The organism is Streptomyces sp. LZ34 (assembly GCF_053890475.1).
Window position 1 is genome coordinate 11,157,042 of record NZ_CM132680.1, and the last position, 25,172, is coordinate 11,182,213.

General features: G+C 69.8%; 21 protein-coding genes and 1 pseudogene. 13 read left to right on the forward strand and 9 right to left on the reverse strand.

Going from position 1 to position 25,172, the window contains the following annotated elements; genetic code table 11:
* Positions 1–183: 183 nt before the first annotated feature.
* Positions 184–777, forward strand: a complete 594-nt coding sequence (locus ACWY4P_RS48120; protein WP_456207108.1) for an agmatinase family protein — start codon at positions 184–186, stop codon at positions 775–777.
* A 334-nt stretch (positions 778–1,111) separates the two neighbouring features.
* Here the strand turns inward: ACWY4P_RS48120 and gap are convergent, their stop codons facing one another.
* Positions 1,112–2,110, reverse strand: coding sequence for a type I glyceraldehyde-3-phosphate dehydrogenase (gene gap / locus ACWY4P_RS48125; protein ID WP_456207109.1), 999 nt, complete (start codon positions 2,108–2,110; stop codon positions 1,112–1,114).
* Between the two features lie 103 nt (positions 2,111–2,213).
* Positions 2,214–3,170, reverse strand: a complete 957-nt coding sequence (locus ACWY4P_RS48130) for a GlxA family transcriptional regulator (RefSeq protein ID WP_456207110.1) — start codon at positions 3,168–3,170, stop codon at positions 2,214–2,216.
* Between the two features lie 373 nt (positions 3,171–3,543).
* Between ACWY4P_RS48130 and ACWY4P_RS48135 the strand changes: the two genes are divergently transcribed.
* The gene (locus ACWY4P_RS48135) at positions 3,544–4,068 is read left to right on the forward strand and encodes a hypothetical protein (RefSeq protein WP_456207111.1); all 525 of its coding nucleotides are present in this window, start codon (positions 3,544–3,546) and stop codon (positions 4,066–4,068) included.
* A gap of 1,796 nt (positions 4,069–5,864) precedes the next feature.
* On the opposite strand, the gene ACWY4P_RS48140 is transcribed toward ACWY4P_RS48135, so the two are convergent.
* From ACWY4P_RS48140 to ACWY4P_RS48150, 3 genes are all read right to left on the reverse strand, one after another.
* Positions 5,865–7,079 (reverse strand): cation:proton antiporter domain-containing protein, encoded by a 1,215-nt coding sequence (locus tag ACWY4P_RS48140; RefSeq protein ID WP_456207112.1) that lies wholly within the window; start codon positions 7,077–7,079, stop codon positions 5,865–5,867.
* A gap of 49 nt (positions 7,080–7,128) precedes the next feature.
* Positions 7,129–7,662 (reverse strand): flavin reductase family protein, encoded by a 534-nt coding sequence (locus ACWY4P_RS48145; RefSeq protein ID WP_456207113.1) that lies wholly within the window; start codon positions 7,660–7,662, stop codon positions 7,129–7,131.
* Between the two features lie 274 nt (positions 7,663–7,936).
* Positions 7,937–8,833 carry a helix-turn-helix domain-containing protein gene (locus ACWY4P_RS48150; RefSeq protein WP_456207114.1) on the reverse strand — a complete coding sequence of 299 codons (897 nt, stop codon included), beginning with the start codon at positions 8,831–8,833 and terminating at the stop codon, positions 7,937–7,939.
* Positions 8,834–9,180: 347 nt separating this feature from the next.
* Between ACWY4P_RS48150 and ACWY4P_RS48155 the strand changes: the two genes are divergently transcribed.
* Positions 9,181–10,689 (forward strand): CoA-acylating methylmalonate-semialdehyde dehydrogenase, encoded by a 1,509-nt coding sequence (locus tag ACWY4P_RS48155; protein WP_456207115.1) that lies wholly within the window; start codon positions 9,181–9,183, stop codon positions 10,687–10,689.
* On the opposite strand, the gene ACWY4P_RS48160 is transcribed toward ACWY4P_RS48155, so the two are convergent.
* A complete protein-coding gene (locus tag ACWY4P_RS48160; protein ID WP_456207116.1) occupies positions 10,619–10,972 on the reverse strand; it encodes an integrase core domain-containing protein in 354 nt (117 codons plus the stop codon). The two genes, ACWY4P_RS48155 and ACWY4P_RS48160, sit on opposite strands and share 71 nt — an antisense overlap.
* 216 nt (positions 10,973–11,188) lie before the next feature.
* Between ACWY4P_RS48160 and ACWY4P_RS48165 the strand changes: the two are divergent.
* The 4 genes and pseudogenes from ACWY4P_RS48165 to ACWY4P_RS48180 all read left to right on the forward strand — a co-directional run.
* Positions 11,189–12,337, forward strand: a pseudogene (locus tag ACWY4P_RS48165) (protein kinase domain-containing protein); the annotation flags it as partial.
* 540 nt (positions 12,338–12,877) lie between these two features.
* Positions 12,878–13,096 carry a Rieske 2Fe-2S domain-containing protein gene (locus ACWY4P_RS48170; RefSeq protein ID WP_456207117.1) on the forward strand — a complete coding sequence of 73 codons (219 nt, stop codon included), beginning with the start codon at positions 12,878–12,880 and terminating at the stop codon, positions 13,094–13,096.
* The gene (locus ACWY4P_RS48175; protein WP_456207118.1) at positions 13,093–13,752 is read left to right on the forward strand and encodes a TetR/AcrR family transcriptional regulator; all 660 of its coding nucleotides are present in this window, start codon (positions 13,093–13,095) and stop codon (positions 13,750–13,752) included. Before ACWY4P_RS48170 ends, ACWY4P_RS48175 begins: the two co-directional genes overlap by 4 nt.
* Before the next feature lie 136 nt (positions 13,753–13,888).
* On the forward strand, positions 13,889–14,719 hold the full coding sequence (locus tag ACWY4P_RS48180; protein ID WP_456207119.1) for an oxygenase MpaB family protein: 831 nt from the start codon (positions 13,889–13,891) through the stop codon (positions 14,717–14,719).
* A 241-nt stretch (positions 14,720–14,960) separates the two neighbouring features.
* On the opposite strand, the gene ACWY4P_RS48185 is transcribed toward ACWY4P_RS48180, so the two are convergent.
* The gene (locus ACWY4P_RS48185) at positions 14,961–15,866 is read right to left on the reverse strand and encodes a LysR family transcriptional regulator (RefSeq protein WP_456207120.1); all 906 of its coding nucleotides are present in this window, start codon (positions 15,864–15,866) and stop codon (positions 14,961–14,963) included.
* Positions 15,867–15,946: 80 nt separating this feature from the next.
* Here ACWY4P_RS48185 and ACWY4P_RS48190 point away from each other — a divergent pair, with 80 nt between their 5' ends.
* Complete coding sequence (locus ACWY4P_RS48190; protein WP_456207121.1) at positions 15,947–16,885, forward strand: DMT family transporter; 939 nt, start codon at positions 15,947–15,949, stop codon at positions 16,883–16,885.
* A 268-nt stretch (positions 16,886–17,153) separates the two neighbouring features.
* On the opposite strand, the gene ACWY4P_RS48195 is transcribed toward ACWY4P_RS48190, so the two are convergent.
* Positions 17,154–18,464, reverse strand: coding sequence for an MFS transporter (locus ACWY4P_RS48195; protein WP_456207122.1), 1,311 nt, complete (start codon positions 18,462–18,464; stop codon positions 17,154–17,156).
* A 476-nt stretch (positions 18,465–18,940) separates the two neighbouring features.
* Here ACWY4P_RS48195 and ACWY4P_RS48200 point away from each other — a divergent pair, with 476 nt between their 5' ends.
* From ACWY4P_RS48200 to ACWY4P_RS48220, 5 genes are all read left to right on the forward strand, one after another.
* Positions 18,941–21,223, forward strand: a complete 2,283-nt coding sequence (locus ACWY4P_RS48200; protein ID WP_456207123.1) for an ATP-binding protein — start codon at positions 18,941–18,943, stop codon at positions 21,221–21,223.
* 200 nt (positions 21,224–21,423) lie between these two features.
* On the forward strand, positions 21,424–21,906 hold the full coding sequence (locus tag ACWY4P_RS48205) for a hypothetical protein (RefSeq protein WP_456207124.1): 483 nt from the start codon (positions 21,424–21,426) through the stop codon (positions 21,904–21,906).
* Between the two features lie 138 nt (positions 21,907–22,044).
* A complete protein-coding gene (locus ACWY4P_RS48210; RefSeq protein ID WP_456207125.1) occupies positions 22,045–23,286 on the forward strand; it encodes a serine hydrolase domain-containing protein in 1,242 nt (413 codons plus the stop codon).
* A gap of 87 nt (positions 23,287–23,373) precedes the next feature.
* Positions 23,374–23,778, forward strand: a complete 405-nt coding sequence (locus ACWY4P_RS48215; RefSeq protein ID WP_456207126.1) for a hypothetical protein — start codon at positions 23,374–23,376, stop codon at positions 23,776–23,778.
* A gap of 432 nt (positions 23,779–24,210) precedes the next feature.
* Positions 24,211–24,336 carry a hypothetical protein gene (locus ACWY4P_RS48220; RefSeq protein ID WP_456207127.1) on the forward strand — a complete coding sequence of 42 codons (126 nt, stop codon included), beginning with the start codon at positions 24,211–24,213 and terminating at the stop codon, positions 24,334–24,336.
* A gap of 161 nt (positions 24,337–24,497) precedes the next feature.
* Here ACWY4P_RS48220 and ACWY4P_RS48225 read toward each other — a convergent pair whose 3' ends face one another.
* A complete protein-coding gene (locus tag ACWY4P_RS48225) occupies positions 24,498–25,127 on the reverse strand; it encodes a hypothetical protein (protein WP_456207128.1) in 630 nt (209 codons plus the stop codon).
* Between the last annotated feature and the right edge of the window lie 45 nt (positions 25,128–25,172).

A 25,172-nucleotide genomic window follows, 5' to 3' on the forward strand; every position in this document is an offset into this window, starting at 1 on the left:
CTGGGGGCCCCGGGGTCGGGCGGACAACCATCAGGTTCGACACCGGGGACTTCAGGCAGCAGTCCTTATATCCGCGGGGTCGGGGGGCGCAACCGGTCGATCTCGGCGAGCACGTGGTCCACATGCGGACGCACCCCGCCCCGCCGCAGCATCATCCCCTGGTGATGGGGGGGTGACCACTCGGTGACGTGGCCGAGCGGGATGGCGGTCGGCGCGCATTACGGCCACGGTCGGATCGGGATGATCCATTTTGATGCGCACGCTGACACGGCTGACATTCTGCGCGGCAACCTCGCCAGTCACGGAACACCGATGAGGCGACTGATCGAGTCGGGAGCGATCGCCGGAAGAGACTTTGTCCAGGTCGGGCTTCGGGGTTACTGGCCACCGGCCGACGTACAGGAGTGGATGCGCGGGCAGGGAATGCGCCATCACACGATGCAGGAGATCTGGGAGCGCGGCATCAAGGATGTGATGGACGATGTCATCGCCGAAGCGATCGACGGCACGGATGGCGTCTACATCTCGATTGACATCGACGTGCTGGACCCGGGGTTCGCCCCAGGGACGGGGACACCCGAGCCTGGTGGTCTCGCGCCGATCGACCTGCTCAGAGCCGTTCGCCGGATCGCTCTGGAGACCAACGTGATCGCGCTCGACGTCACCGAGGTCTGCCCTCCGTACGACCACGCCGACCTGACGGTCAACAACGCCCATCGGCTGATCTGGGAGACACTCGCGGGCCTGGCCTGCAAGCGTGCCCGACGAACTGAGTAACCCCATGAGCGACGACATCCTGTCGATCATTCCGGCCGATCTCCAGTGGCACCCTGACCGGGAGGCGGCCAGTCGACGAGCGGAACGATCACCCGGGCAGGGCTCCAGCAGACTGTGATGGCGCGCCAGACCACCCGCGAGCAGCCGCGATGAGTTTCCGAACGGCACAAGACAGAGATCGTGCACCCTGAACTCACCTGCGGCTGCAAATTCGCGGCAGACGGCCGCAAGCGCTTCGCCGTCTCTGTCGACCCTCAGGAGGTCCGTCGACACCTACGCCGACCGCCTCGCCGACACCCTCGGGGTGGGGCGCCGGGTACCGCCCCGGCGTCGGTCAGCGGTTGGCGAGGAGCTCGAGCGTATCGATCACGCGGTTCGAGAAGCCCCACTCGTTGTCGTACCAGGCGACCACCTTGACGTGGCGGCCGTCGACACGGGTCAGGGCCGAGTCGAAGATCGACGAAGCAGGATTGCCCGTGATGTCGGACGACACGAGCGGGTCGTCCGAGTACTCGAGCACGCCGGCGAGCGGCCCCTCCGCTGCGACGCGGTACGCGGCCAGCACGTCGTCGCGCGTCACGTCGCGGGCGACGGTCGTGTTGAGTTCGACGATGGAGCCCACCGGAACCGGCACGCGGATCGAGTCGCCCGACAGCTTGCCTTCGAGGTTCGGCAGCACGAGACCGATCGCCTTGGCGGCACCCGTCGTGGTCGGCACGATGTTGACAGCGGCGGCACGGGCCCGGCGGGCGTCACGGTGCGGACCGTCCTGCAGGTTCTGCTCCTGCGTGTAGGCGTGCACCGTCGTCATGAAGCCGTGCTCGATGCCGGCGAGGTCGTCGAGCACCGCGGCCAGCGGCGCAAGCGCGTTGGTCGTGCACGAGGCGTTCGAGACGACCGTGTGCGCGTCCGGGTCGTACGCGTCGGTGTTGACCCCGAACGCGAGCGTGACATCGGCGCCGTCCGACGGCGCACTGACGAGGACCTTCTTCGCGCCGGCGTCGAGGTGGGCACGGGCAGCCTTGGCCGACGTGAAGCGGCCGGTCGCCTCCAGCACGATGTCCACGCCGAGTTCGGCCCACGGCAGCTGCGCCGGTTCGCGCTCGGCGAGCACCGTGATGCGACGGCCGTCGACGACGAGGGCGTTCCCGTCGACGGTCACCGGACGACCGAGGCGGCCGGCCGTCGTGTCGTAGGCGAGCAGCCGCGCGAGGGTGGCGGGCTCCGTGAGGTCGTTGACGGCGACGATTTCGAGGTCGCTGTGGCGTTCGAGCAGTGCGCGCAGCACGTTGCGTCCGATGCGGCCGAATCCGTTGACGGCGATGCGAGTCATGAATGGTGTCCCTTCGGTTTGCCACCAGCCTCACGCGCGGCATCCGCCCGTGACAGCGGCGTGATCGCCACGGTTCAAAAGGATCGCGCCAGGTGGCGGTGGGCTACTCGCCCTGGGTGAAGGTGCGCCGGTACTCGCTGGGCGTGGTGCCGAGGATGCGCTGGAAATGCAGCCGCAGATTGGCACCGGTGCCCAGACCGACGTCGGCAGCGATCTGCTCGACGCTCCGTTCCGAACGCTCGAGCAGTTCACGGGCCACGTCGATGCGGGCGCGCATGACCCACTGCATCGGCGTGTACCCCGTGTCTTCGACGAAGCGCCGGGAGAAGGTGCGCGGCGAGACCGCCGCATGCCGGGCGAGCACCTCCAGGGTGAGGGGCTCGCCGAGCCGGTGCAGCGCCCACTCGCGGGTGGCCGCGAACCGCTCGCCAAGCGGCTCGGGCACGCTGCGCGGCACATACTGCGCCTGGCCGCCGCTGCGGTATGGGGCCGCGACCAGGCGCCGGGCCGCGTGGTTCGACGCGGCCACCCCTAGGTCGCCGCGCAGAATGTGCAGGCACAGGTCGATGCCCGAGGCGGCGCCGGCCGACGTCAGCACGTTGCCCTCGTCGACGAACAGAACGTTCTCATCGACCTGGACGAGCGGGTGCTTCGCCGCAAGTGCCCGCGAATAGTGCCAGTGTGTCGTGGCGCGCTTGCCGTCGAGCAGGCCTGTGGCGGCGAGCGCGAAGGCGCCCGTCGAGATGGCAGCGAGCCGGGTGCCCCGAGCATGGGCGGCGATCAGCGCGTCGACGACGGCCTGCGGCGGGTCGTCGCGGTCCGGGAACCGGTAGCCGGGGATGAAGACGATGTCGGCCCACTCAAGGGCGTCGAGGCCGTGGGCGACGGCGTATGACAGGCCGTCTGCGCCGGTCACGAGACCGGGTGCCGCGCCGCACACCCGCACCTCGTACGGCATGCTCGCGCGGGTTGTGAACACCTGCGCGGGAATTCCGACATCGAGCGGCTTCGCACCCTCGAGTACAAGGACGGCGACGCGATGCAGGCGGGAGGCTGGCACGGGACAAAGGTTACGCAGGGTGTGACGTCGATGCGCCCACTGCGCGGACCGGGCAGATGACACCGGCCGGGCTGTCTTCCATGTCGCAGTCCACCGCCCGTCGCACTCTTTGCCCCGCCTCCAGCCGATCCGAGAGCAAACCCGCGATCAAGGGCAACCTCTACCGTCCACGGTCTCCGGGCCCCAGGCAGCACACTGGCGCGCCCTCGGGGTCGCGCGCCTGCTGGGCGCCATGCGGCGCAGGGGTGGCGCCGTAAATGGCTCCCAATGGCGCCACGTGTGTGCCATGATGATGCCACGGACAACGCGTCCCTCGGTCTCATAGGCCGAGGGACGCGCGTTTCGCGGAGCGAGCGATCAAAGGGGTCGGGTCATGGAGACAGCGCAGAGCCAGCAGCAGGCGACACCTGGCGCCTTCACCGCCTTCGCCCGCTTCGTGCTCTGCGGCGGCGGGGTGGGGCTCGCCTCCAGCTTCGCCGTGGCGGCCCTCGCCTCCTGGATTCCCTGGGCCCTGGCCAACGCCCTGATCACCGCGGTCTCCACGCTCCTCGCCACCGAGCTGCACGCCCGCTTCACCTTCGGCGCCGGCGGGCGCGCGACCTGGCGCCAGCATGCGCAGTCGGCCGGGTCCGCGGCGGCCGCGTACGCGGTGACCTGCGTGGCGATGCTCGTCCTGCAGCAGCTGGTGGCGGCGCCCGGTCCGGTGCTCGAGCAGATCGTCTACCTGTCCGCCTCCGCACTCACCGGTGTCGCGCGGTACGCGGTGCTGCGCCTCGTCGTCTTCGCACGGAACCGCTCGCAGGCCGAGGCCGCCGCCCGCACCGCCCGTCCCGTGCGCACGACCGTGGCCCGCGCCTCGGCCCCGGCCGACCCCGCGGCGCTCTGCCACGCCGCCTGACCGATCCGTCGGGCGGCGCGCCGCGCGAGCCGGCGAGGGGAAAGGTCTTCGATCATCTGGGGTGCATCACCCCGCATCACCCCGCATCACCCCGCATCACCCCGCATCACCCCGCATCACCCCGCATCACCCCGCATCACCCCGCATCACCCCACTGTCCCGGAGTGACCCACCACCGCACACCGGCACCGAACCGGCCCTCGCCCCAACGCACAGGTGACGCTGATCGAATCAGGCCCTCACCAGGGCGACCATGATCCACTGTCGGTGGCGGATGCCACGATGGCACGCGTGGAGATCTTCGAGTGGGGACCGCTGCTCAAGCGGTGGAGCGAGGAATGGTTCGAAGCGCTGGCCGCGAACGAGCTGGAGGAGTTCCAGGAGCTGAACGAGGACATCGTGCGGGACCGCTGGCTGGGATTCGCCCCCGTCGATCCGGCACGGATGGCGGCTCTGGAGGAGCGGGTCCGGGGACTAGGGACAGAGGTGCCACTGCCGCCGTCCTTGCGCTCCTTCCTTGAGACGACGGACGGTTGGCGTCATGCGGGTGGCTTCGTCTATCTGCTGGCCGGGGCGGACGGCATCGGGGCATACGGAGACCCGTACGGCCTGCAGGCGATGTACGAGGAGTGTCTGGACAAGGACCCGACCGAAGAGGAAGTGCTCCTGGCCGGCATGTGGGGCCGGGCGCTGCAACTGTCGCTCGACTCGGATATGACGGATGTGCTGCTCGACCCGGGCGATGTGGGCGCCGACGGGGAGTGGGCGGTGTACGTGTACCACGGGTGGGGTGGTGAACGGCCGGACCGGTACAACTCGTTCCGCGCGTTCATGGAGGACATGTACAAGGAGTTCTACCGCCTGGGCGGCAATCGCCCCGGCTTCGAGAACACGGTGACGCGTGAGCTCGACGCCAAGGTGGAGGAGGCCCGACTGGCCTGCCTGAGAGGCGAGTTGGATGAGGCGCTAGCCGTCCTCGGCGAGGCCGGGGAGCTCGGCAGGCCGCGCGCCGGCCTGCTGGCCGCACAGCTCCGGGCGCTGCTCGACGGCGGACGCAGCTGGGTGCCGGTCGACCCGCGCATGGACGATCCGCTGTACGCGGGCGAGGTGCTGCCCCTGAAGGTGCGCGACCACCTGCGCGTACATCGGAGCGACGACACCTTCGTGCTCGGTCCTGTGACCGAGGACTACGCGACGGACAGGGAACGGGCCAGGGTCGTCCTGGAGCAGATCAGGCAGCGCACCTACGAGTACACCTCGCCGGGCCCCTTCGGGCGCGCGGTCAAGGAGGCCAGGGAGCTGGCGCGCTGGGGCGATACGGATGGCGCCTGGCTGGTGCTCGCGGCGGCGGTCCCGCAGTGGGAGCCGTACCGGGAGGACCACATGGCCCCGTTCGGCCTGCTCGGGGACTCGCTGCTCGGGCCGGTCATCACACCGGAGCGGGGCCGACAGCTGCTGACCACGCCCCGAGCCGGTCGGGCGGAGGCGATGCCCTCGCCCGCGGCCGCGGGGGATGCGGTGCGCGACGGGCTCGGGTGGCTGGCCTATTGGCGCCCCAGGGGTGAACCGCGCCCGTACCGCTTCGTCCTGGTGGAGGGCATACGCCCCGAAGAGCTGGCGGAGCGGTTCGGCACGGGCCCGCTGGAGCCGGTGGCGAGCGAGACCGATCTCTGGGATCTCCAGTTCTCACGGCAGCAAGAGCGCCGCGGTCCCATGGCCCGGATCGGCGCCCGGGACGGCTGGAGCTTCGCCTTCGAGTCGGCCCACCTGCTGGGCTTCGACCCGGCCCGCCTGACTCATCCCGGGACCGAGCTGTCGCGTGGCACCCGCGCCCTCACGGTCTGGTGGGCGCCTGGCCTGTTCCACTTCGCCTGCGCCGAGGACGGCGAGCAGCGGTACGCGTTCACGGTCCACAAGGCGGAGCGCCACCAGACGGGCACACTCCCCACCGTGCTCTCCCCCGACCACCTTTTCCCGGACCGTGCAGGGCCTGCCACCGACCGCTCGGACGAGGGCCGTGCTCTGGACGCGATAGCGGCTACGTTCGGGGTCTCACTGCCCCAATTTGCCCTGGACCACGGAAGATTGCCCACGCTGCCGACGCAGCCGTGGATCAGGCCGTCGGGGCGCGGGGAGGCGTATGTGACGATCACGATTGCGCCCAGGTAGGCCATTCGCCGAAGCACGAACAGCGCACCGTTGAGCAGAAACGTGGTGACCTCCCAGAACGAGGTGGCCTGCATCCGGGCGTCGGAGCCGATGACCTTCGGCCCGACACGGCTGGTGACCAGCCCGCAGGTGACCACGGCCAGCACACCCGAGACATGCAGGGCCTCGGCCGGCAGATAGGCGATGAACGGGGTGGCGACGCTCAGACCGCTGTGCAGAACGCGGTCGTGCAGATGCCTGCGCACCGGGATGAGCAGGAGAGCGATCGCCGCGCCGATGGCCGCGCCCCCGGCGTAGGCTTCGACGAAGCGCACCGCGGTGTGGGTCCAGGAGAACGGCTCGCCTGTGGTGAGGAGTTCCAGGCCCACCGCCAGAAGGACGAGAGCCGTGCCGTCGTTGAGTAGGCTCTCGGTGCGCAGCAACGTCAGGATGCGGCGCGGCATGGCCATGGCCACCGCGGCGACCGCCGCCACGTCGGTGGGTGCCAGCACCGCGCCCAGGACGAAGGCGATCGGCCACTCGTAGCCCAGGGCATGAGCGACAAGGGCCACGGCGACGGCGGTCACCAGGACGAGGCCCGTCGCCTGGAGCGCGATCGACCGGAAGTTGTTCTTGATCTCGCGCAGCGAGGTGGTCAGCGACTCCCAGTACAGGAGTGCCGGCAAGAAGAGCAACAGCACCACATCGGGGGGCAGATGCACATTGCCGAAGCGCGGCATGAGACCGATGAGGATGCCGCCGATCAGCAACAACAACGGTTCGCTCAGCCGCAGGCGGCGGGCCGCCCATGTCATCAGCAGAACGGTGGCCGCGACCACCACGATGAGTTCGAGACCGGTCACGGGGGCTCCTCTCCGCGGTGTCGTGCGGATGCCTGGGCCGTCCGGGGCATCACAGGAGGTACTGCCACTTGGTCATGCGGTCCTTGAGGTCGATGGTTTCGCCGTCGAGCGTGAAGGTGCCGTCGCCACGGTGGTGGAGCATCCGCGGATGCGGCTGCGACGGGTCGGTCCAGGCGCGGACCGCTTCGAGGATGAACAAGTGGTACCTGCCGACGAGAGCGGTGTCGGCGACCCGGCATTCGATGTTCGCGAAGCACTCGGCGATCAGGGGTGCCTGGACCTGCCGCGCGGCCAGCGGAGTCAGGTCGAACTCCTGGAATTTGTCCACGTCCTGGCCGGAGCAGTTGCCGATGTCCACGACGGTCCTGGCCAGTTCGCTGCCGGGGATGGAGATAACACATTCCCCGGTCTCGCGCAGCGCGGTGTAGCTGTGGTCCCAGGGGCCGATGGTGCAGCCGATCAGGGGCGGAGCATGGCGAACCATCATGTTGAAGCCGTTGGTCATCACATTCGGGATGCCATGGTGCTGTGTGGTCACCAGGATCACCGGGCCGGGCTCCATGAGGCGGTGGACCTCATCCAAGCGGTGCTCCTGCAAATCGCTGACAGTAATCATCGGACATCTCTCCTGAAACATACGGACCAACCGAAGAGAGAGCTGCGCAAAGAATTCTGGATTTCCTCTTCGGCTTTTGGGTGTACGTACAGCCTGGCCGACGATGGATGTAGCTGTAAGGCCGAGATTTTCCTGGGAGCGGGACGGCTACGATATTCCCGCCCAGGTCACGCTGCGGCGCATTCCGCGCACGTCGCGTACCGAGGGGAAAGGGCGCCGGGCCCCGATCCCCTATCGGGCCTCAGGAGGCACCCGGCGCGCTGTGCGCGGCGGTCCGGGCACCGTCGGGCAGCGGTTCGCTCGACCGCGCCGCCAGGAGCCGCAGGGCGGTTGCGGAGGACGACCCCGGCTCGGTGGTGTAGATGAACAGGGTCTGGTCCGTCCCGCCCGGCAGGGCGAGAGCCTGGTAGGCGACGGTGAGGTCCCCGGCGATCGGGTGGTGATAGCCCTTGGTCCCCTCGCTGCGTTCGTGCACCCGGCGCTCGGCCCAGTACCCGCGGAACGGCCCGCTCCGGGCCGCGAGTTCCGCGACCAGTTCGCCGAGCCGTGGATCGTCGGGGTGGCGCCCCGCGTCCATGCGCAGCATCGCGGCGGTGTCCGCGGCGACGGTGTCCCAGTCCGCGTACAGGTCGCGCGCGGCGGGGTCGAGGAAGAGGAACCGGGCCTGGTTGCGCTGGTGCGCCGGCATGGCGTCGAAGTCGGCGATCAGCACACGGGCGAGCGGGTTGGCGGCCACCACATCGGTACGCCGCCCCAGAACGAACGCCGGACAGTAGGCCGCGCCGAGAGTGGCCAGCAGCTGGCGGGTCGCCGGGCTGACCGGCTCCGGCGCGGCGGGCCCGGTGTGCCGGAGCTGAGTGGGGCGCCGGTTGGCCAGGTCGAAGAGATGCGCACACTCGGTGTCATCCAAGCGCAGCGCGGTCGCCAGTGACTGAAGGATCTCCGGTGACGCGGTACGGCTGCGTCCCTGCTCCAGGCGGGTGTAGTAGTCGACACTGACCCCTGCCAGCTGGGCGAGCTCCTCACGGCGCAGTCCCGGCACCCGGCGCCGCGCCGTCCTCGGCATCCCCGCGCCAGCCGGGTCGAGCCGGCTTCGGCATGAACGAAGGAATTCCCCGAGTTCCACAATCCGTTCCATGCCGCCATTCTGTGCCGTCCGCGCCGTTGCGCGAGGGCGCGAGAGTAGCCCTGGCATACCCAGGATAAAGAGGGTGGATCCGAGCCCACGGTGACGGACTGACGTCACGGTGTGGCACACCGTTCACCATGTGGCGTACCTGCGCCGCTCGGCGCTCGGCGTGCAAGTGTTCCACGCCACGACACTATGGGACCTGAGGGAGGCACTTCGGGCCGCGAGGCTCCGAAGCGCCTGCACGTGGAGACCAGATCGGTAGCTTCGGGTGTCACTAGTCCGGCGCCGCGGGGGCGAGGCATACGACAGGAACCTCGCAGCCCGCCGCCGTCATCTTTGAAGGAGTTCCGCCGATGAAGACCGTCACCCACTGGATCGGTGGCAAGCCCTTCGGAGACGGTTCAGGCGCCATCGGCACCTGGGGCCCCGTGACCGACCCCGCGACCGGAGAGGTCACCACGCAGGTGGCGATGGCCGGCGCCGACGAGGTCGACTCCGCGGTCGCCGCGGCGAAGGAGGCCTACGCCACCTGGCGTACGTCCCCGCTCACTCAGCGGATCGCGATCCTCTTCCGCTACCGCGCCTTGCTGGACGCGCGCCGCGACGACATCGCCGCGCTGATCACCGCTGAGCAGGGCAAGGTCCACACGGACGCGCTGGCCGAGGTGGCCCGGGGCCTGGAGATCGTCGAACTGGCCTGCGGGCTCGGCATGGCGCTCAAGGGCGACACGTCCACGGAGGTGTCGAGCCGCATCGACGTGGCGTCGATCCGCCAGCCGCTCGGTGTGATCGTCGGCATCTCACCGTTCAACTTCCCCGCGATGATCAGCATGTGGATGTTCCCCATGGCGATTGCCTGCGGGAACACCTTCGTCCACAAGCCGAGCAGCAAGGCCCCGTCCGCGTCCATGCTCCTCGCGGAACTCGCGGCCGAGGCTGGCGTGCCCGACGGTGTGCTCAACATCCTGCACGGCGACAAGGTCGCGGTGGACGCGCTGCTCGACCACCCGGACGTGGCGGCCGTGTCGTTCGTGGGCTCCACGCCGGTCGCTCGCCACGTCTACGGCAGGGCGTCCGCCGGCGGCAAGCGCGTCCAGGCCCTCGGCGGCGCGAAGAACCACATGCTGGTACTGCCCGACGCCGACCTCGACGCGGCGGCCGACGCCGCCGTGTCCGCCGCCTACGGCTCGGCGGGCCAGCGCTGCATGGCAGTCTCCGTGGTGGTCGCGGTCGGCTCGGCGGGCGACGCGCTGGTGTCCCGGATCGCCGAGCGCGCCGCGAAGATCAAGATGGGCCCGGGCAACGACCCGACGTCCGAGATGGGCCCGCTCGTCACCAAGGCACACCGCGACAAGGTCGCGGACTACGTCGCGGGCGCGGCCGCCCAGGGAGCCGACGTGGTGCTCGACGGCAGGGGCTTCACTGTCGAGGGCCTGGAGAACGGGCACTGGATGGGTGTCTCGCTCCTCGACAAGGTCAGCACGGACTCGGACGCCTACCAGAACGAGATCTTCGGTCCCGTCCTGTGCGTGCTCCGCGCGGAGACCTACGAGGAGGCCATGGAAATCATCAACGGCTCCCCGTACGGCAACGCCGGCGCGATCTTCACCCGCGACGGCGGCGCGGCCCGCCGGTTCCAGCTGGAAGTCGAGGCCGGCATGGTCGGCGTGAACGTGCCGATGCCGGTGCCAGCGGGCTACCACTCCTTCGGCGGCTGGAAGGACTCGGCCTTCGGCGACCACCGCATGTACGGCAGCGAAGCCGTGCACTTCTACACCCGCGGCAAGGTCATCACGAGCCGTTGGCCGGACCCGGCTGAGACGGCGGCCGGTCCGGACCTGGGCTTTCCCGTGTCCCGCTGATCGCCGCACGCCCGACCACCTGGCGCAAGGGGTGCAGCGATCGGGTGTTGGCGATGCGCTGGTGAGGCCTAAGGGAGTTGTAAAACCGCTCGAACGGGGCGAGTTGGTTTCGGCCTTGGTGGGGTCGGTGTTCGTCGAAAAGGCGTGCGTGGTCGTGAAGCATCTTCTCGACGTGGCCGCGGTCGAGGAGCAGGACTCGGTTCGTGCACTCTTCGCGTACTGAACGCACGAAGCGTTCCGCGTGCGGGGTGCAGTTCGGGCTGCGTGGCGGGATTTCGGCCACCCAGGCTGCGGTGGGGTGAGCGGTGACACCGGGAATTGAACTGCTGTTTCAGCCAGAGGTTATGGGCGACGACTGTCGCCCGATTCGCGTTGAGTCCCGTTGGTGACGCCACCGAGGATCCGGTTGCGGTACCTGTGGCAGAGTTGGGCAGGGCTTTGATCCGAGGGCTCGCGGATCTCGCATCGACCCGGGCCCTCGTCGGGGTGAGGGGGACCTATGGCGCGGGTGATCGACGACCGTTTCGAGCTGCTGGCGCGGCTCGGCGGTGGCGGCATGAGACTGGTGTGGAGAGCGCGTGACCTGGCGCTGCGCCGTGAGGTGGCGCTCAAGGAGGTGCGCCCGCCCGACCCGGGACTCGCCGAGTACGACCCCGAGGCCGCCCGGGCCCTGCGCGCCCGTGTCCTACGGGAGGCCAGGGCGCTCGCGCGCATCGTCCACCCCAACGTGGTGACCATCCATCACATCGTGGACGGCGATGAGCACACGTACCCGTGGCTCGTCATGGAACTAATCGCAGGCGGTTCGCTCCAGGGTCGGCTCGACCGCGGCCTCCTCACCCCTGCCGAGGCGGCCCGGCTGGGGCGAGGAGTGCTGGCCGGGCTGGGGGCGGCACACGCGGCCGGCATCCAGCACCGGGACATCAAGCCCGCCAACATCCTGCTGCGGTCCGAGGACAGCCCGGTCCTCACCGACTTCGGGATCGCGGCCGTCCGGGACTCCACCGCCCTGACGGCCGCCGGCTCCGTCATCGGCACCCCCGACTACATGGCGCCCGAGCGCGCGTCCGGCCAGGCCGGCGGGCCGGCGGCCGACCTGTGGTGGCTGGCCATGACGCTCTACGTCGCCGTCGAGGGGCGCAACCCGATGCGCCGTGCCAACACGCTCGCCACGCTCGCGGCCGTCCTCAGTGAGGACATGCCGCCGCCGGAGAACGCCGGACCGCTGACCGATGTGCTGATGTCCGTCCTGGTGCGCGACCCGCAGGAGCGCCCGGACGCCCGGACACTGGACCGTTTGTTGACCGAGGCGGAGGTGGCAGCCGGGCCCGAGGTGGCAGCCGGGCCCGCGGCGACCGAGGCTCCCCCCGACGGCCCCACCTCCTACCCGCTGGCCCCGCCCCGCACGACCGGGCCGCAGCCGCAGCCGCCGCGGCCCGCAGTGCAGCAGGGCGACGCGCTCGCGCACGCGGCCCCGTACCCGGTGGTGCCGCACACACCACCGGCGCAGCCTCCGACGGCCCGGCCAAGGCGCGGCTGGGTGTACGGGTCGGCCCTCGGTGCCGTGGCGCTCGCCGGTGCCCTCCTGTGGACGCTGCTGCCCGCGGACAACGGCTCGGATGGCGAGGGGCGCGGCCTTCGGCCGGGCTGGGCGGTCGCCGGCCGCTCGGGCGTCTCCCGCCACTGGCTGCCGGTGCGGAACCGCCAGATCACCCCGTCGGCCTCAGAGCAGCCCGGGCTCTTGGCCAGCGGTCAGCGGAAAGTGGGCAAGGAAACGTAACGTCCTCGTCCAACGTATCGAAGTGGGCGATGGGAACACCTGCCGGCTCGAAGAACACATCCCCCGGCCGAAGGATGATCTCGACTTCCTCCTGAGCCAGGTGATCAGTGCCAGGCAGAAGTCCACGGGGCGCGGGCATGACAGCCTCGGCCACCCGTGCCGGCGGAGATGAGCGGTCGTGGCACAGTTGGCCGGCCGTCCTTGCGGACATGTGACAGCGTCCTAAGTCCATGTGCCGAATACGGTTCGATCTGGGGTCGGGTCCCATTCCCGGTCTTCGTCACTAGCGTTGGCGATCAGCCACGATCACACGCGTGACGCTCCTGGGCCGGTGCGGTGCGGCCTCCCCGATGCACCCCTGTGGAGCGGATGGCCGAGCCCGGCTCATGGATGCACCCGAGGAGAGCGATGCCCAGCAGCGGCTACACGTACCTCTGCAAGTTCGACGTATTGGAGGAGCGCGTCCCCCGACGGTTCGAGGTAGAGGGCGTTCCCATCTCCGTCGTCCGGACCGAGCACAAGGTGTTCGCCATCCACGATGTGTGCTCGCACAGTGCCGTCTCGCTCTCCGAGGGCGAGGTGGACGGGTACACGGTCGAGTGCTGGCTACCGCGGAGTGAACGGTGACGCAGGCGCCGGACGAGGCCCCTGTGGAGCGGGCCGATGCCGCCCGCAACCGCGCCCGACTGTTGGAGGCGGCTGCCCGGCTGATGGGCGACCAGGGAGTAGAGCATCTGACGATGCACGAAGTCGCGCAGGCAGCCGGTGTTGGCAAGGGCACGCTCTTTCGTCGGTTCGGCGACCGCAACGGACTCCTGCTGGCTCTGCTGAGCGACGCCGAGGCGGAGTTCCATGAGGCATACACCTCCGGTCCCCCTCCGTTGGGACCGGGAGCACCGGCGAGCGACCGGCTGACGGCGTTCGGGTGCGCCCTGATCGAGCGTATTGCCGATGACGGGGACCTGGGTGCCGTGCTGGCACGCCAGGTCCCCTGCGAACGGCGCCATGCCTCGGACACCGGCCGGGCCTTCCACCATCATGTGGAGTCCCTCTTGCGAGAAGCGGAGGTTGAGGGCGATCACGAAATTCTCGCCCATGCCATGCTCGCCTCCGTGACCTTCGAGACCGTGGACTACTTGCGCAACGAGCGCCAGGCCACCGTCGCACGTCTGCAAACCACCTGGAGGGACCTGGTACGGCGGGTGACCGGAGCCGACGGACGAGAACTCGGAGATCCGAACCATGACCGGCACAGCCCTGACCCAGCGCTCACGACCGAGTGAGCAGCCTTGCGAGGAGCTCCCTGGTATCGATATACCATCACACGCCGAGCGACAGCACCTGGTGGCGGTTGCCCGATTCATGGGGAGCCCTCTGATCACCCGAGCCCTAGCCGAATCCCGCCGGCGCTGAACCGGCATGGCTGACAGGGAGTACACGATCGACAGGAACCCGGCGAAGCGTAGCGAGGAACAAGCCCAGATTGCGTACCGTCGTCTGGCGCTGGTGGACTTTTCCGAGGATCTCCGGCTGGGCCTCAACCTGGCTTTCTACCGGACGTTCGCCGTCCCGACCATCGCCAAGGTGCTGGTCGGGACGGGCAAGATGACCAGCAACCCCAGGGCGCGAGCCAAAGCTACTGGTGAACTGATGTACATGCTCATCGAGCATGGCCTGGATTCGTCTGCCGGGCGAGAGACGGTCGCGGCGCTGAACCGGCTGCACGGCGGCTTGCCGGTGGGCGAGGCGGAGTTCGTATACGTTTTGGCGGCCTTCTGCGTCGCTCCTGTGCGGTGGATCGACAGCCACAGTTGGCGGGCGACCACGATTGCGGAGAAAGACGCATCGTACGGCTTCTACGCCGGCCTGGCGGAGCGGATGCACATCAACCTACCGCCCCGCTCGTACTCAGAGCTCGCCTCATGGATGGAAGAATACGAAGAGCGGAACTTCGCGGTTACCGGCGAAGGGCAGGCACTCATGGATGCCACCCGGTGTCTACTCGCCGCCCGTTTCCCTTCCCTGGTCGCGCCATTGGTCCGGCTCGGGGCAGACGCCTTGCTCGACGAGCGGCTACGCGCAGGCGTCGGAGTGGCTCGCCCGCCGGCTGTCATACGCGGGCTGGTGGGGGCCGCCCTGTGGGTCCGCGCCGGGAGGATGCGATGGCGTAAGAGACAGGCTGCACGCCACAGCGAGAGCACAGGGGAGGATCGCGGCCGGGCTCTGTGCCGGCCGGGGAGCCCGGAGTGATCGCCCGCGCTGTTGCGCTGCGGTCAAGTCGTTCTCGGTGTCGAGGAGTTTCGGCGAGTTGCGCGCGGAGACACGAGGACCGGCGCGGCCTGACCGCCCCGTTCTGGTCGAACGTCAACCCGTACGGAACCTTCCGCCTCGACACGACACGGACAAGCATTTCGGCCTCGCACCGTCGGATTCCGTGCCCAGCCGCGCTTCCCGGCGGACCAGCGTGGGTGTCGGCATCCGGCCGGGACGCTCAGGTGTCTCGGCCTTGGATCGCCGCGGCGGCGCGGTGCAATGCGGTAAGGACAGTTCGGATGGCCTTTCGTGCGGTGCGCTCGGGCCGGTAGAGCACGTCGATGTGGCGTCGGGCGTGTACTCCGCTCAGCGGCCTGAGGACTACGCCGGGGTGGGCACGGGCGGTCCAGCGGGGCATCAGCGCGAGGCCGCCGCCGGCGGCCACGGCCTCGGCGACCACCGCGAATTCGTTGATGCGGTGGACGATGTCGAGTCGGCGGTTGGCGACGCTGGCGATGGCCTCGATGGTGGCCATCAGCGGGAAGCCGTCGTGGACGGTGATCCAGGGCTGGTCTGCCACGTCCCGTGGCGAGAGCAGCGGTTTGGAGGCCAGCGGGTGGCCGGTCGGCAGTGCGACATCGAGGGGCTCGCGCAGCAGAGTCGTGGAGGTCACCGTACGTGGCCACGGCGGACCATGGTCGAGGCGGTGAGCGAGCACGAGATCGTAGTCACGGGTGAGGGTGGGGAAGCGGTCCTGGGCGACGTCTTCGTCGGCGAGAGTCAGGCGAGGGTCGTCCGGGCCGGCGAGGCTGTGGAGCAGGAGCGGGAAGAACGCGGAGCCTGCGCTGTGGAACGCCGCCACCGATACGTCGCCGTCCGGTCGCCCTGCGAAGTCGGTGATGGTGTGCCGTGCCCGGGCCAAGGCGGTCTCCACCTCGATGGCAGCCGCGGCCAGGGCCTGCCCGGCGTCGGTCAGTACCACCCGGCGGCCGGCGCGTTCGGTGAGCGGAACGGAAATCGAGCGCTGCAACAGCCGCAGCTGCTGCGAAATCGCTGAAGGCGTCACGTGCAAGGCCTCGGCGACGGCGCTGACACTGCCCAGCTCTCCCAGTTCGCGCAGGATCCGCAGCTGCCGTTCATCCACCCTGACAGTGTAGGACTGCTACAACTTAGTTTAAGACATTGGTCGTGGCCTTCAATGTCCTGGTGGTGCAGCGTGGGGGCATGCCTGCTGCACGCCGTACCGATGTGGTACTTCTCCTGGTCGCGCTCGTCTGGGGTTCCAGTTACCTGACCGCGAAGACGGCCACCGTCGCCCTCCCGGTCACGGCGGTGCTGTTCGCCCGGTACGCGATCTCCGCGCTCGCGTGCGGCGCCCTGGTCGCCGCTCGTGGCCGGACGCGCCGCTGGACCCGCGCGGAAGTCCGCGTCGGGTCGCTGCTGGGATTCACGCAGGCGGCCGTTCTGGTGCTGGAGACCTACGGGGTGGCGCACACCAGCGCCGCGAACGCCGGGCTGATCATCAGCCTGACCATTGTGCTGACGCCGCTGCTGGACCGTACCGGGGGCCGCCGCAGACTGCCTCCGACGTTCTTCCTCGCCGCCGGCCTCTGCGTTCTGGCTGTCGGGCTGCTCACCTCCAGCACTGGACTGCACGCGCCACGGCTCGGGGACGTCCTGGTGCTCGCCGCCGCAGTCGTACGGGCCGGGCACGTCGCGCTCCTCGGACGGCTCATCGCTGACCGCCCGATGGACCCGCTGCGCCTGACGACCGCCCAGACCATCGTCGGCTCGGCACTGCATTTGCCGGCCGCCATCACCCACGCGCCTGACCTGGCCCACAGCAGTGCCACCACCTGGACCCAGTTGATCTATCTCGCCCTGTTCTGCAGTGTGTTCGCCTTCCTCGCGCAGACCTGGGCCGTGCAACGCACTTCTGCCAGCCGGGCCAGTCTTCTGCTGGGCACCGAACCGATCTGGGCCGTCGCGGTCGGGATCGGCCTCGGCGGCGAACGGCTCACCCTGTGGGCCTCCCTCGGCGCCGTGCTCATGATCGCCGGAACCTATTGGGGCCAGGCCATCGAACGCACCCACCGCACCATCACAGCGAAAACCGTAAAAGAGGACGCAGCGTGCCCGGCAACGACACCTACCAGCGTCTGATGGCCCTGCCGACACCACCAAGGCCGCCCCCCCTACCGGCTCATCGATCACGAACCGGACGGCACCACAGACCAGCTGGCGCAGGTGTTGTGTGCCGGCCCTGGGGGTGATGATCCAGCGTGCGGCTTCGCGTGGGGAGGGCGGTCGGTCGCGTGGCTCGTCCCGGGGCAGGCGACGACGTAGCGGTGTGGAGGCCATTTTCACGCGCTGGTTGTGGCCAGGTGGCCTTGGTCGCGGAGTGGTGTCACGGCGGTCGGTCTCGTGGGAATCAGGGAGATGGTGGGTCGGTGGCGCGTCCTGCGCGGGCCGGAAGCGCCCGTCCCAGGCGGGCGAGCGGGGACAGGGCCATCAGGACTGGGGAGAGCATCATGCCAGCGGCCGTCACCAGGAGGCTGGTGCGCAACCCCCACTCCTGCGCGAGGAAGCCGCCGAGTAGCGAGCCGAGTGGGGTCAGCCCCATGCCGACAAATGTGATCGTCGCGGCCGCGCGGCCTTGCATCCCGTCCGGAGTCACCGCCTGCCGGACGGCCATGACCGTGACATTCACCAACTGGGCGCCAGTACCGAACACGAAGTTGATCGCAAGGAGCACGGGAACAGTCACCGCAGAGGAGCCGTGCAGCGCGGGCACACACAAGAGCGCGCCGTCGCCGAGTGCCGCCGCGGACACGAGCACCGCGCCATAGCCGAACCGGCCCGGCAGACGGGCGGCCAGCACCGAGCCCAGGAGCGCGCCCGGACCCGTCGCCGCAAGCGACAGCCCGACGGCGGTGCCCGTCAAGTGCAGTTCCCGCGGCAGGAAGAGTAGATAGACGGTCATCATGGCCGCGAAGGAGAACTGGAAGGCGGCCGAGGCGAGGCACACGGTCCGCAGCGAGGTGTCGCTGACGGCGAAACGGAGGCCCTCATGAATCCGCCGCCATATGCGAGGGGGACGTTCCGAGCGCTCCGGGATCGATTCGATCCGACGGATCCGTCGGATCGACAGGAACGACAGCGCGAAGAACAGCGCGCTGGAGGCGGCGGCGATCGGCGCCGACAGCAGTGACACCAAAGCACCGCCGAGGGCGGGACCGCCGATCTGCGCCGCGGACCGGCTGCCCTCGAGCGCGCTGTTACCCCGCACCAACTGATCGCGTCTCACCATCCGTACGAGAGACGTCTGGTATGCCACGTCGAAGAACACGGACAGGGCCCCGACGGCGAAGGCGACCACGAGCAGCGTGGGCAGGCCGAGCCAGCCGAGGAGACCGGCCACGGCGGCTGCGCCCAGGGCCAGGGTTCGGCTGACGTCCGTCAGCACCATCACCGTGCGGGTCCGCCATCTGTCGACCCACGCGCCCACGAAGAGCGAGAACAACAGGATCGGTGCCTGCCCCACCGCTCGGAGGACGCCCAACTGGCCGGCACCGGCGTCGAGTGTCAGGACGGCGAAGAGCGGCAACACCAACAGACTTGTATGTTCGCCGAGTTGGGAGGCGGTCTGACCCACCCAGAGTCTACGGAAGTCGCCATCCCGCCACAGACTTGAAGGGACAGGTCGACTGGAATCAGACACAGCGGAGGAAGCGGACGGCACAGGGATCCCTTGGATTGCCGACAACGAGGCCCGTTACCTGGCGCACAACAGACGCACCGATGGTTCAGGCAGGGGAAGGCTCGCTATGCCGCAACATCAAGGGCAGCACGCGATGACAGGCCGATCACGGCCTACAACGTCAACGCGCGCTCGGAAGACCGACCATGCCTCAGCTCCTCGTGGGTCACTCGCCGAACCTGAACACTAGCCTTTGGCGGCCAGGCATGAAAGACGGTTAAAGCCGGGGCGTCCGCGCGGGCCGGGAAAACCACCATCCCGGCGGGAGACGTCGGACCGGACCACCTGATCACCTGCGACATCAACGCGGTCAAGCCCGGCTACGCCGGCGGTCGCCTCGCGGATGACGGGGCCAAGGGAAAGTCCATGTCCGCGATCTACGCGGGGGACGGCCCGGTCCTAAGCCCACTTCACTCCATCTAGGATCAGCGCGTGAAGCTGGAGAAAGGCTGGCAAGAGTGCACGAGGAGTTGGCGGGGCGGCTACGGCAGCTGCGTGACCTGACCGGACGGAGCCTGCGCGAGCTCGCCCGCGACGTGCACGTCAGCAGCTCCTCGCTGTCGCGCTACTTCTCCGGCCAGGCCGTTCCACCCTGGCCGACGGTGGTGGCGCTCTGCAAGGCAGCTGGTCGTGACCCCAGGCCACTGCGTGAGGTGTGGGAGCGGGCCAAGGACGGACCCCAGACGAGCACGGCTGCCACTCCGCCAGTGCGCAATGACCTGCCACACGACATCACCGCCTTCACGGGGCGCCGGGCCGAGTTGGACGCCCTCCTCGGCGCCGCGCGGAACACGTCGGTGGTGGCGATCGACGGCATGGGCGGGGTGGGTAAGTCCGCGTTGGCCGTGCACGCCGCGCATCTGCTGACCACCGACTTCCCCGGTGGCCAGCTCTATCTGGACCTGCACGGGTTCACTCCGGGCCGGGAGCGGGTCGAGCCCGCGGAGGCGCTGCGTGTGCTGCTGGCCGCGATCGGGTTGCCGCCCGGCAGGATTCCCGACGGGGTCGCCGAGCGGGCCGCGCTGTGGCGGTCGGAGCTGGCGACGCGGCGCGCGATCGTGCTGCTGGACAACGCCGCCGACGCCGATCACGTGCGCGATCTGCTGCCCGGCGCCGGCCAGAGCTTCGTCGTGATCACCAGCCGCCGGCGGATGGTGGAGCTGGACGGCGTCCAGCCGATCTCGCTGGACGTCCTGCCGCCCCAGGAAGCGGCGGAGCTGTTCGTCGAATCCGCGGGCGGGGCTCGGCCCGGTGACGTCGGCGAGGTGCTGCGCCGGTGCGGGAACCTGCCGCTGGCCATCCGGGTGGCCGCCGCGCGGCTGCGGCATCGGCCCGCGTGGACGCTCGACACCCTGGTGGAACGGCTGCGCGAGGGCGAGCTGGCCGTCTCGGACGTGTTCGAGATGTCGCTGCGGCAGCTCGACCCCGCCCAGCGGCGGATGTTCGGGCTGCTGGGGCTGGTGCCGGGCGAGGACATCGACGCGTACGGCGCGGCCGCCCTGGCCGGGATCCCGCTGGCCAACGCCCGTTCCCTGCTGGAGGACCTGGTCGACGTCCATCTGGTCCAGGAGCCGGCGGCGGGGCGCTACCGGATGCACGACCTGCTGCGGCAGGCCGCTCGCGCCGACGACGCGGCAGCCGACCCCGTACCGGCGATCGCCCGGCTGGGCGACTACTACCTGAGCGGCATGCTGGCCGTGAAGAAGCTGGTCGAGATCCTCATTTCCCTGCCGGTCATCGTGTCGCAGCCACCTCCCGCGCTTCCCGACCTCTCCGGCTACGACACAGCCGTCGACTGGATGGACACCGAGTGGGGCAACCTCACCGCGACGTTCTCGCTCGCCGTGGAGCTGCGCATCGACGCGCCGGCGGTCGGGCTCGGACAGCTCGCCCTGATTTCCCACGCGCGACGCGGTGGCATGGCGCAGCTGCGCCGCGGGCTCGAGGTCAGCATGCCCGCCGCTGAAAGGCTCGGCGAGCGCCGTGTGCTCGCCTCGCACCGGTACTTGCTGGGCGCCGCGCTGATGCGCGTCGGCCGGCTGGAGGAGGCGGTGCCGGAGCTCGAGGCGGCCCGCGTGCTGATGGCCGCGGAGGGCGACATCGTCGGCGAGGCCATGGCCCTCCTACAGCTGGCGGAGATCCGGGTGTACGTCGCCGACGCCGCGGTTGCCGTCGAACTCCTGCGCCAGGCGACCGCGCTGCTGCCACCCGGCGAGGCCGCCGCCCGCGTGCGTGTGTGTACCGGTCTCGGTCAGGCCCTGGTGCAGCTGGGAAAGTACGACGAGGCCCGCGAGGCCGTCTCGGAGGTGATCGAGACCGCGCGCGGGCTGGACCGGCAAACGGAGCGCATGTGCCTGGACGTGCTCAGCCGGGTGGCGCTCGGCCTGGGTGACGCCCAGACCGCCCTCGGCTTCGCCGAGCAGGCCGTCGCGCTCAATCGGGCGACCCGCCATCCGATCTTCGAGGCGGCCAGCCTCACGGACACCGCCGTCGCCCTGCGCCACCTCGGGCGCGCCGAGGAGGCAACGGCCAGGCACGCCGAGGTCATGCGGATTCTCGAACGGGCCGGTGAGCCGCATCGGATGGTGCGCGGCCTCCTCCCGTACGCGGAGGCATGCCTGGCCACGGGCGATCGGGACGCTGCGGCGCGGCACTTCCAGGCGGCGCTGGAGATCGCCACCGCGCACGGGCTCAACTATCTGGTGTCCGCGGCGCGTGCGGGTCTGGCGCGGGTGTCCTGAGCCTGTCCCAGGGGTGGCGCGGGCGTCCTGAGCCTGTCCCAAGGGCGGCGCGGGTGTCCCGTCCCGTCCCGGGACACCCGCGCCACAGCCGTCCGCTGGAGTGACAGCGCAGGTCAGCCGGGTATCGATGGGATGTCCCGCGTCCCGGAAGGCACGGCATGGGTTGTCCCGGACAGGCCGCCACGGCGAGGCTCTTCGCTATGCACACAACGCCTTCCCTGCTCGCCGCACTGGACGCGCTGCCCCCTCGGTGGGAAGTACAAGGGACGCTCGCCGCGCCCGTCGCAGCGGTCACCGCGCTCCTGCTCGCCGTCGCCGAGGGGCGGGTCGGCGATGACAACCTGCTGGTGCTGGCCAGGGCTTCGGCGGCACGGCAGGGGGCGATGACCGTCGTGGCCGGGTCCGGCGCCGACGCCTACCGCGCCGAGCTCGCCGGGCCGGTGGAGCCGGTGGAGATCCAGGTGGACCGGGCCCAGTCCAGGGTGGCGGTGCAGAGCTGGTACGCCGGGGTGCACGCCGCCACCGCCTGCCCCGCAGGCACCCGGGTGACCCATCGCGTCCACCGGGTCCACCCCGACCATCCGGGGTTCTCGGTCGGGATCGCCGAGATCGGCCTGCGTGCCCGCATGTCACGCGATCTGCGGCAAGTGCTGGGTGTGATCGCCGACCGGCTCGGCTGCTGACCATCCGCTTTCCGCTCAAGGCCGGGGTGCCGAGAGGGAGATCCCCTCGGGTGACCCGACCTGAGCGATCCGGATACCCCTGGCGCCGACAGGGCCGCGTTCCACCATCCGTCCGTTCAATCCAAGGAGCACACGAGCATGTCCATCACCCTCACCGACCAGCACAGCGGCTTCTCCGAAGCAGGGCTGCGCAGACTGCGCGAGGCGCTGGCACGGCATGTCGATTCCGGGAAGATTCCCGGGCTTGTCGCCCTGGTCAGCCGGGGCGATGAGACGCACGTCGAAGTGATGGGGACGATGCGTCATGACGGTGGCGCGCCGATGCGCCGGGACACCATCTTCCGGATGGCCTCGACGTCCAAACCGGTGTCGATCGCGGCGGCGATGGTCCTGCTGGACGAGTGCAGGCTGCGGCTGGATGACCCGGTGGACCCGTGGCTGCCGGAACTGGCCGATCGGCGGGTGCTGAGGCGGGTCGACGGCCCGCTTGACGACACCGTGCCGGCGCGGCGGCCGATCACCGTGCGGGACGTGCTGACCTCCACGTTCGGGCTCGGCATGGATATGACGTCGCTGGGCACTCCGGTCATGAACGCGGTCTTCGAGCAGGGGCTCACGCCCAATCTCCCGGAGCCGATGCCCGAGCCGGATGAGTGGATGCGCCGCCTGGGCGCGCTTCCGCTGATGCACCAGCCCGGAGAGCGCTGGCAGTACCACATCAGCAGCGATCTCCTCGGCGTGCTCGTCGCCAGGGTCACGGGCCAGTCGTTCGAGGCGTTCCTGCGTGAGCGCATCTTCGACCCGCTGGGGATGAAGGACACCGGCTTCGACGTGCCCGCCGACAAGATCGACCGGCTGCCGCCCCTCTATGCCCCCGACCCGCAGACCGGAGAGTTCCTCGTGTGGGACGAGGCCGAAGGGGGACGCCACAGCCGGCCTCCGGTGTTCCAGGGCGGCGGTGGCGGACTGTGCTCCACCGCCGACGACTACCACGCCTACTTCCGGATGCTGCTCAATGGCGGGATGCACGGGAGCGAACGGATCCTGTCCCGGCCCGCCGTCCAGCTGATGACCACCAACCGCCTCACGCCCGAGCAACAAGCCGCCCGACACGCCATGGCCACCGACAACGTCCACGTGTCCTTCGGCCAAGGGCAGCACGGCGGCTGGGGCTTCGGGATGGCGGTGCGCACCTACCGCGGCGACTACGCCCCCATCGGTCAGTTCGGCTGGGACGGCGGAGCCGGCACCTCGACCTACGCCGACCCCGAGAACCAGATCACCGGAATCCTGCTCACCCAGGTCGGGACGTCCGTCCCGGACCCGATGCAGGTTATGCACGACTTCTGGACCACGCTCTACCAGGCAATCGACGACTGACACCGAGCCCACCGAGGGTGAGATCCCCTCGGTGGGCTCCCCGACCCAATCGATCTGGACACCCCCCGTTCCAAGGAGCACACAACCATGTCCATCACCCTCACCGACCAGGACAAGCTCACCCTGCGGATCGCCGCCTACGGCGCCGTCACGCTGCTTGCCGCCGCCGGCGCCGCCGGCAAGCCCCACAAGATCGCCACCGACGGCTCCATCGCCCTGGCCTCGGCGACCGGGCTGGTCGGCCACGTGCTCGGCAAGAACCCCGAAGGCAAGGACCTGGCCGGCAAGTCCACAGCCGAGATCGCCGACCGCGTGCTGCCGGCCCTGACCGCGGCCATGAGCCTGCTGAACGAACAGGCCCCCGCCGAGGCCGACAACTTCCGCCGCACCGTCCTCGTCGCCATCGAAGCCGCCCAGGCCCACCAAGGCGAGCCCAACCCCGCCGTGGTCGAGATGACCCGCAAGATCACCGAAGCCCTCGACGCCGCCTGACCGGACGCCGGCCCGCGTGGCCACAGCGTGTCACGGGGCCCCGGGCCCCGTGACACAGCGGCGTCGCGCGCCAGGAACAGGCCGAGCCCCGTCAGGGCGGCCAAGGCTGCCCAGCACGGGGCGGGGTGTGACCTGGGGCGGGGATGGCTCTGCGGCCGGTGGGGGCCATTGACGGTCCTCGACGGCGGCGTCCACTGGGGGCTTCACCCGATCACCAGACTCTCACCTTCCAGCACGTCGACCCGGATTCGCCGGCCACTGACACCGCGGTGATCTGGGTGAACGTCCGCGCGGCCGGCGACGCTCCTTCTGGGCGGACAGCGTTGGAGTCCGCCGTGGGCGACCAGAGCTCGCTGTCGACCCCGGTGCTCGAGACCGCGGTGGGCGACAGAACTGATCGCCGCACGCCACCCCGAATGGACCGTGCACATCGTGTGCGATGCCGCCTCCGCCTGCGCCGAGGAACTGATGGCCCGCTGTGCGGCGCGCTGGTCGATCGAGCAGGCCTTCGCCGGCGCCCGTAACCGCCTGCCCCAGGCCGTACGGCGCAAGTCCTGATCGACGAACGTCGTGAGGACGGCGCGGGTTGCTTCGGGTGCTTCGGGTGTGGGCAGCCGCCGCAACGTGAGCACTCAAAACCGCGGACCATGAGCGGGCCGTCACGGCCCCGCAGCCCGCTTGATACAGCGATGTCCGGCGCGACCTACCGTGCTCGCGTATCAGACAGCGGCCTCCGGGCTTTCGTCAGCGGAGACCATGAGGAGTCGGGCAGCGGCGTGCTCCAGATCGGCGCGGGGTACGGGCTGGCAGTCCAGTGGCGCGCACACCTCGAACCCGAGGCGCCGCACCGGCGTCTCGCCCGACGGCAGCACCTGGAAGAACTCGGGCCCGCCAGGCTCCTCACGGCCCATCAGGACCTCGACCGTCAGCAAGGTGCCCTCCGCGATGTGCCGTGATCCGGTCTGCGGCTCGCTGTCAATCAGCATGAACTCCTTCTCGTACGGGCCTTCCGGTGGGGGTGCCAGCAGCCACCGGGCGAATGCGGCGGCCCGTCGCGCGCCGCCGCGCAGTGTCACGCGTCCGATGAAGTACGCATCGAACCACCAGGTTCCGTCCGGGTCTTTGCCGACGGCCACCCACAGGTCTTCGACGGGCCTGCCGGAGTAGTGGCTGCCGCGCCAGCCGAGCCGGAAACCCGGGTCGGTCTCATCAACGTTTCCTGACACCATCGAACCTTTATCGTGCTGCCGCGCCTGGTCCACCTCGTCGCGACCAACGCCCGGGCGTTCCCATGCTTCCTGCCGGTGCGCGACGGAGACAAGGACATCGAGATCCTGGTGCTCCGGCACCAACTGCTGGTCCTGCAGCGCCAGGTCAGGAGGCCGACCTTCGCG

Excerpts from the sequence above, each read along its gene's own strand:
- ACWY4P_RS48150 (WP_456207114.1), bottom strand. The coding sequence starts at position 8,833 with ATGGAACGGATTGTGGAACTCGGGGAATTCCTTCGTTCATGCCGAAGC.
- ACWY4P_RS48155 (WP_456207115.1), top strand. The coding sequence starts at position 9,181 with ATGAAGACCGTCACCCACTGGATCGGTGGCAAGCCCTTCGGAGACGGT.
- ACWY4P_RS48170 (WP_456207117.1), top strand. The coding sequence starts at position 12,878 with ATGCCCAGCAGCGGCTACACGTACCTCTGCAAGTTCGACGTATTGGAG.
- ACWY4P_RS48135 (WP_456207111.1), top strand. The coding sequence starts at position 3,544 with ATGGAGACAGCGCAGAGCCAGCAGCAGGCGACACCTGGCGCCTTCACC.
- ACWY4P_RS48205 (WP_456207124.1), top strand. The coding sequence starts at position 21,424 with ATGCACACAACGCCTTCCCTGCTCGCCGCACTGGACGCGCTGCCCCCT.
- ACWY4P_RS48190 (WP_456207121.1), top strand. The coding sequence starts at position 15,947 with ATGCCTGCTGCACGCCGTACCGATGTGGTACTTCTCCTGGTCGCGCTC.
- ACWY4P_RS48210 (WP_456207125.1), top strand. The coding sequence starts at position 22,045 with ATGTCCATCACCCTCACCGACCAGCACAGCGGCTTCTCCGAAGCAGGG.
- gap (WP_456207109.1), bottom strand. The coding sequence starts at position 2,110 with ATGACTCGCATCGCCGTCAACGGATTCGGCCGCATCGGACGCAACGTG.
- ACWY4P_RS48215 (WP_456207126.1), top strand. The coding sequence starts at position 23,374 with ATGTCCATCACCCTCACCGACCAGGACAAGCTCACCCTGCGGATCGCC.
- ACWY4P_RS48180 (WP_456207119.1), top strand. The coding sequence starts at position 13,889 with ATGGCTGACAGGGAGTACACGATCGACAGGAACCCGGCGAAGCGTAGC.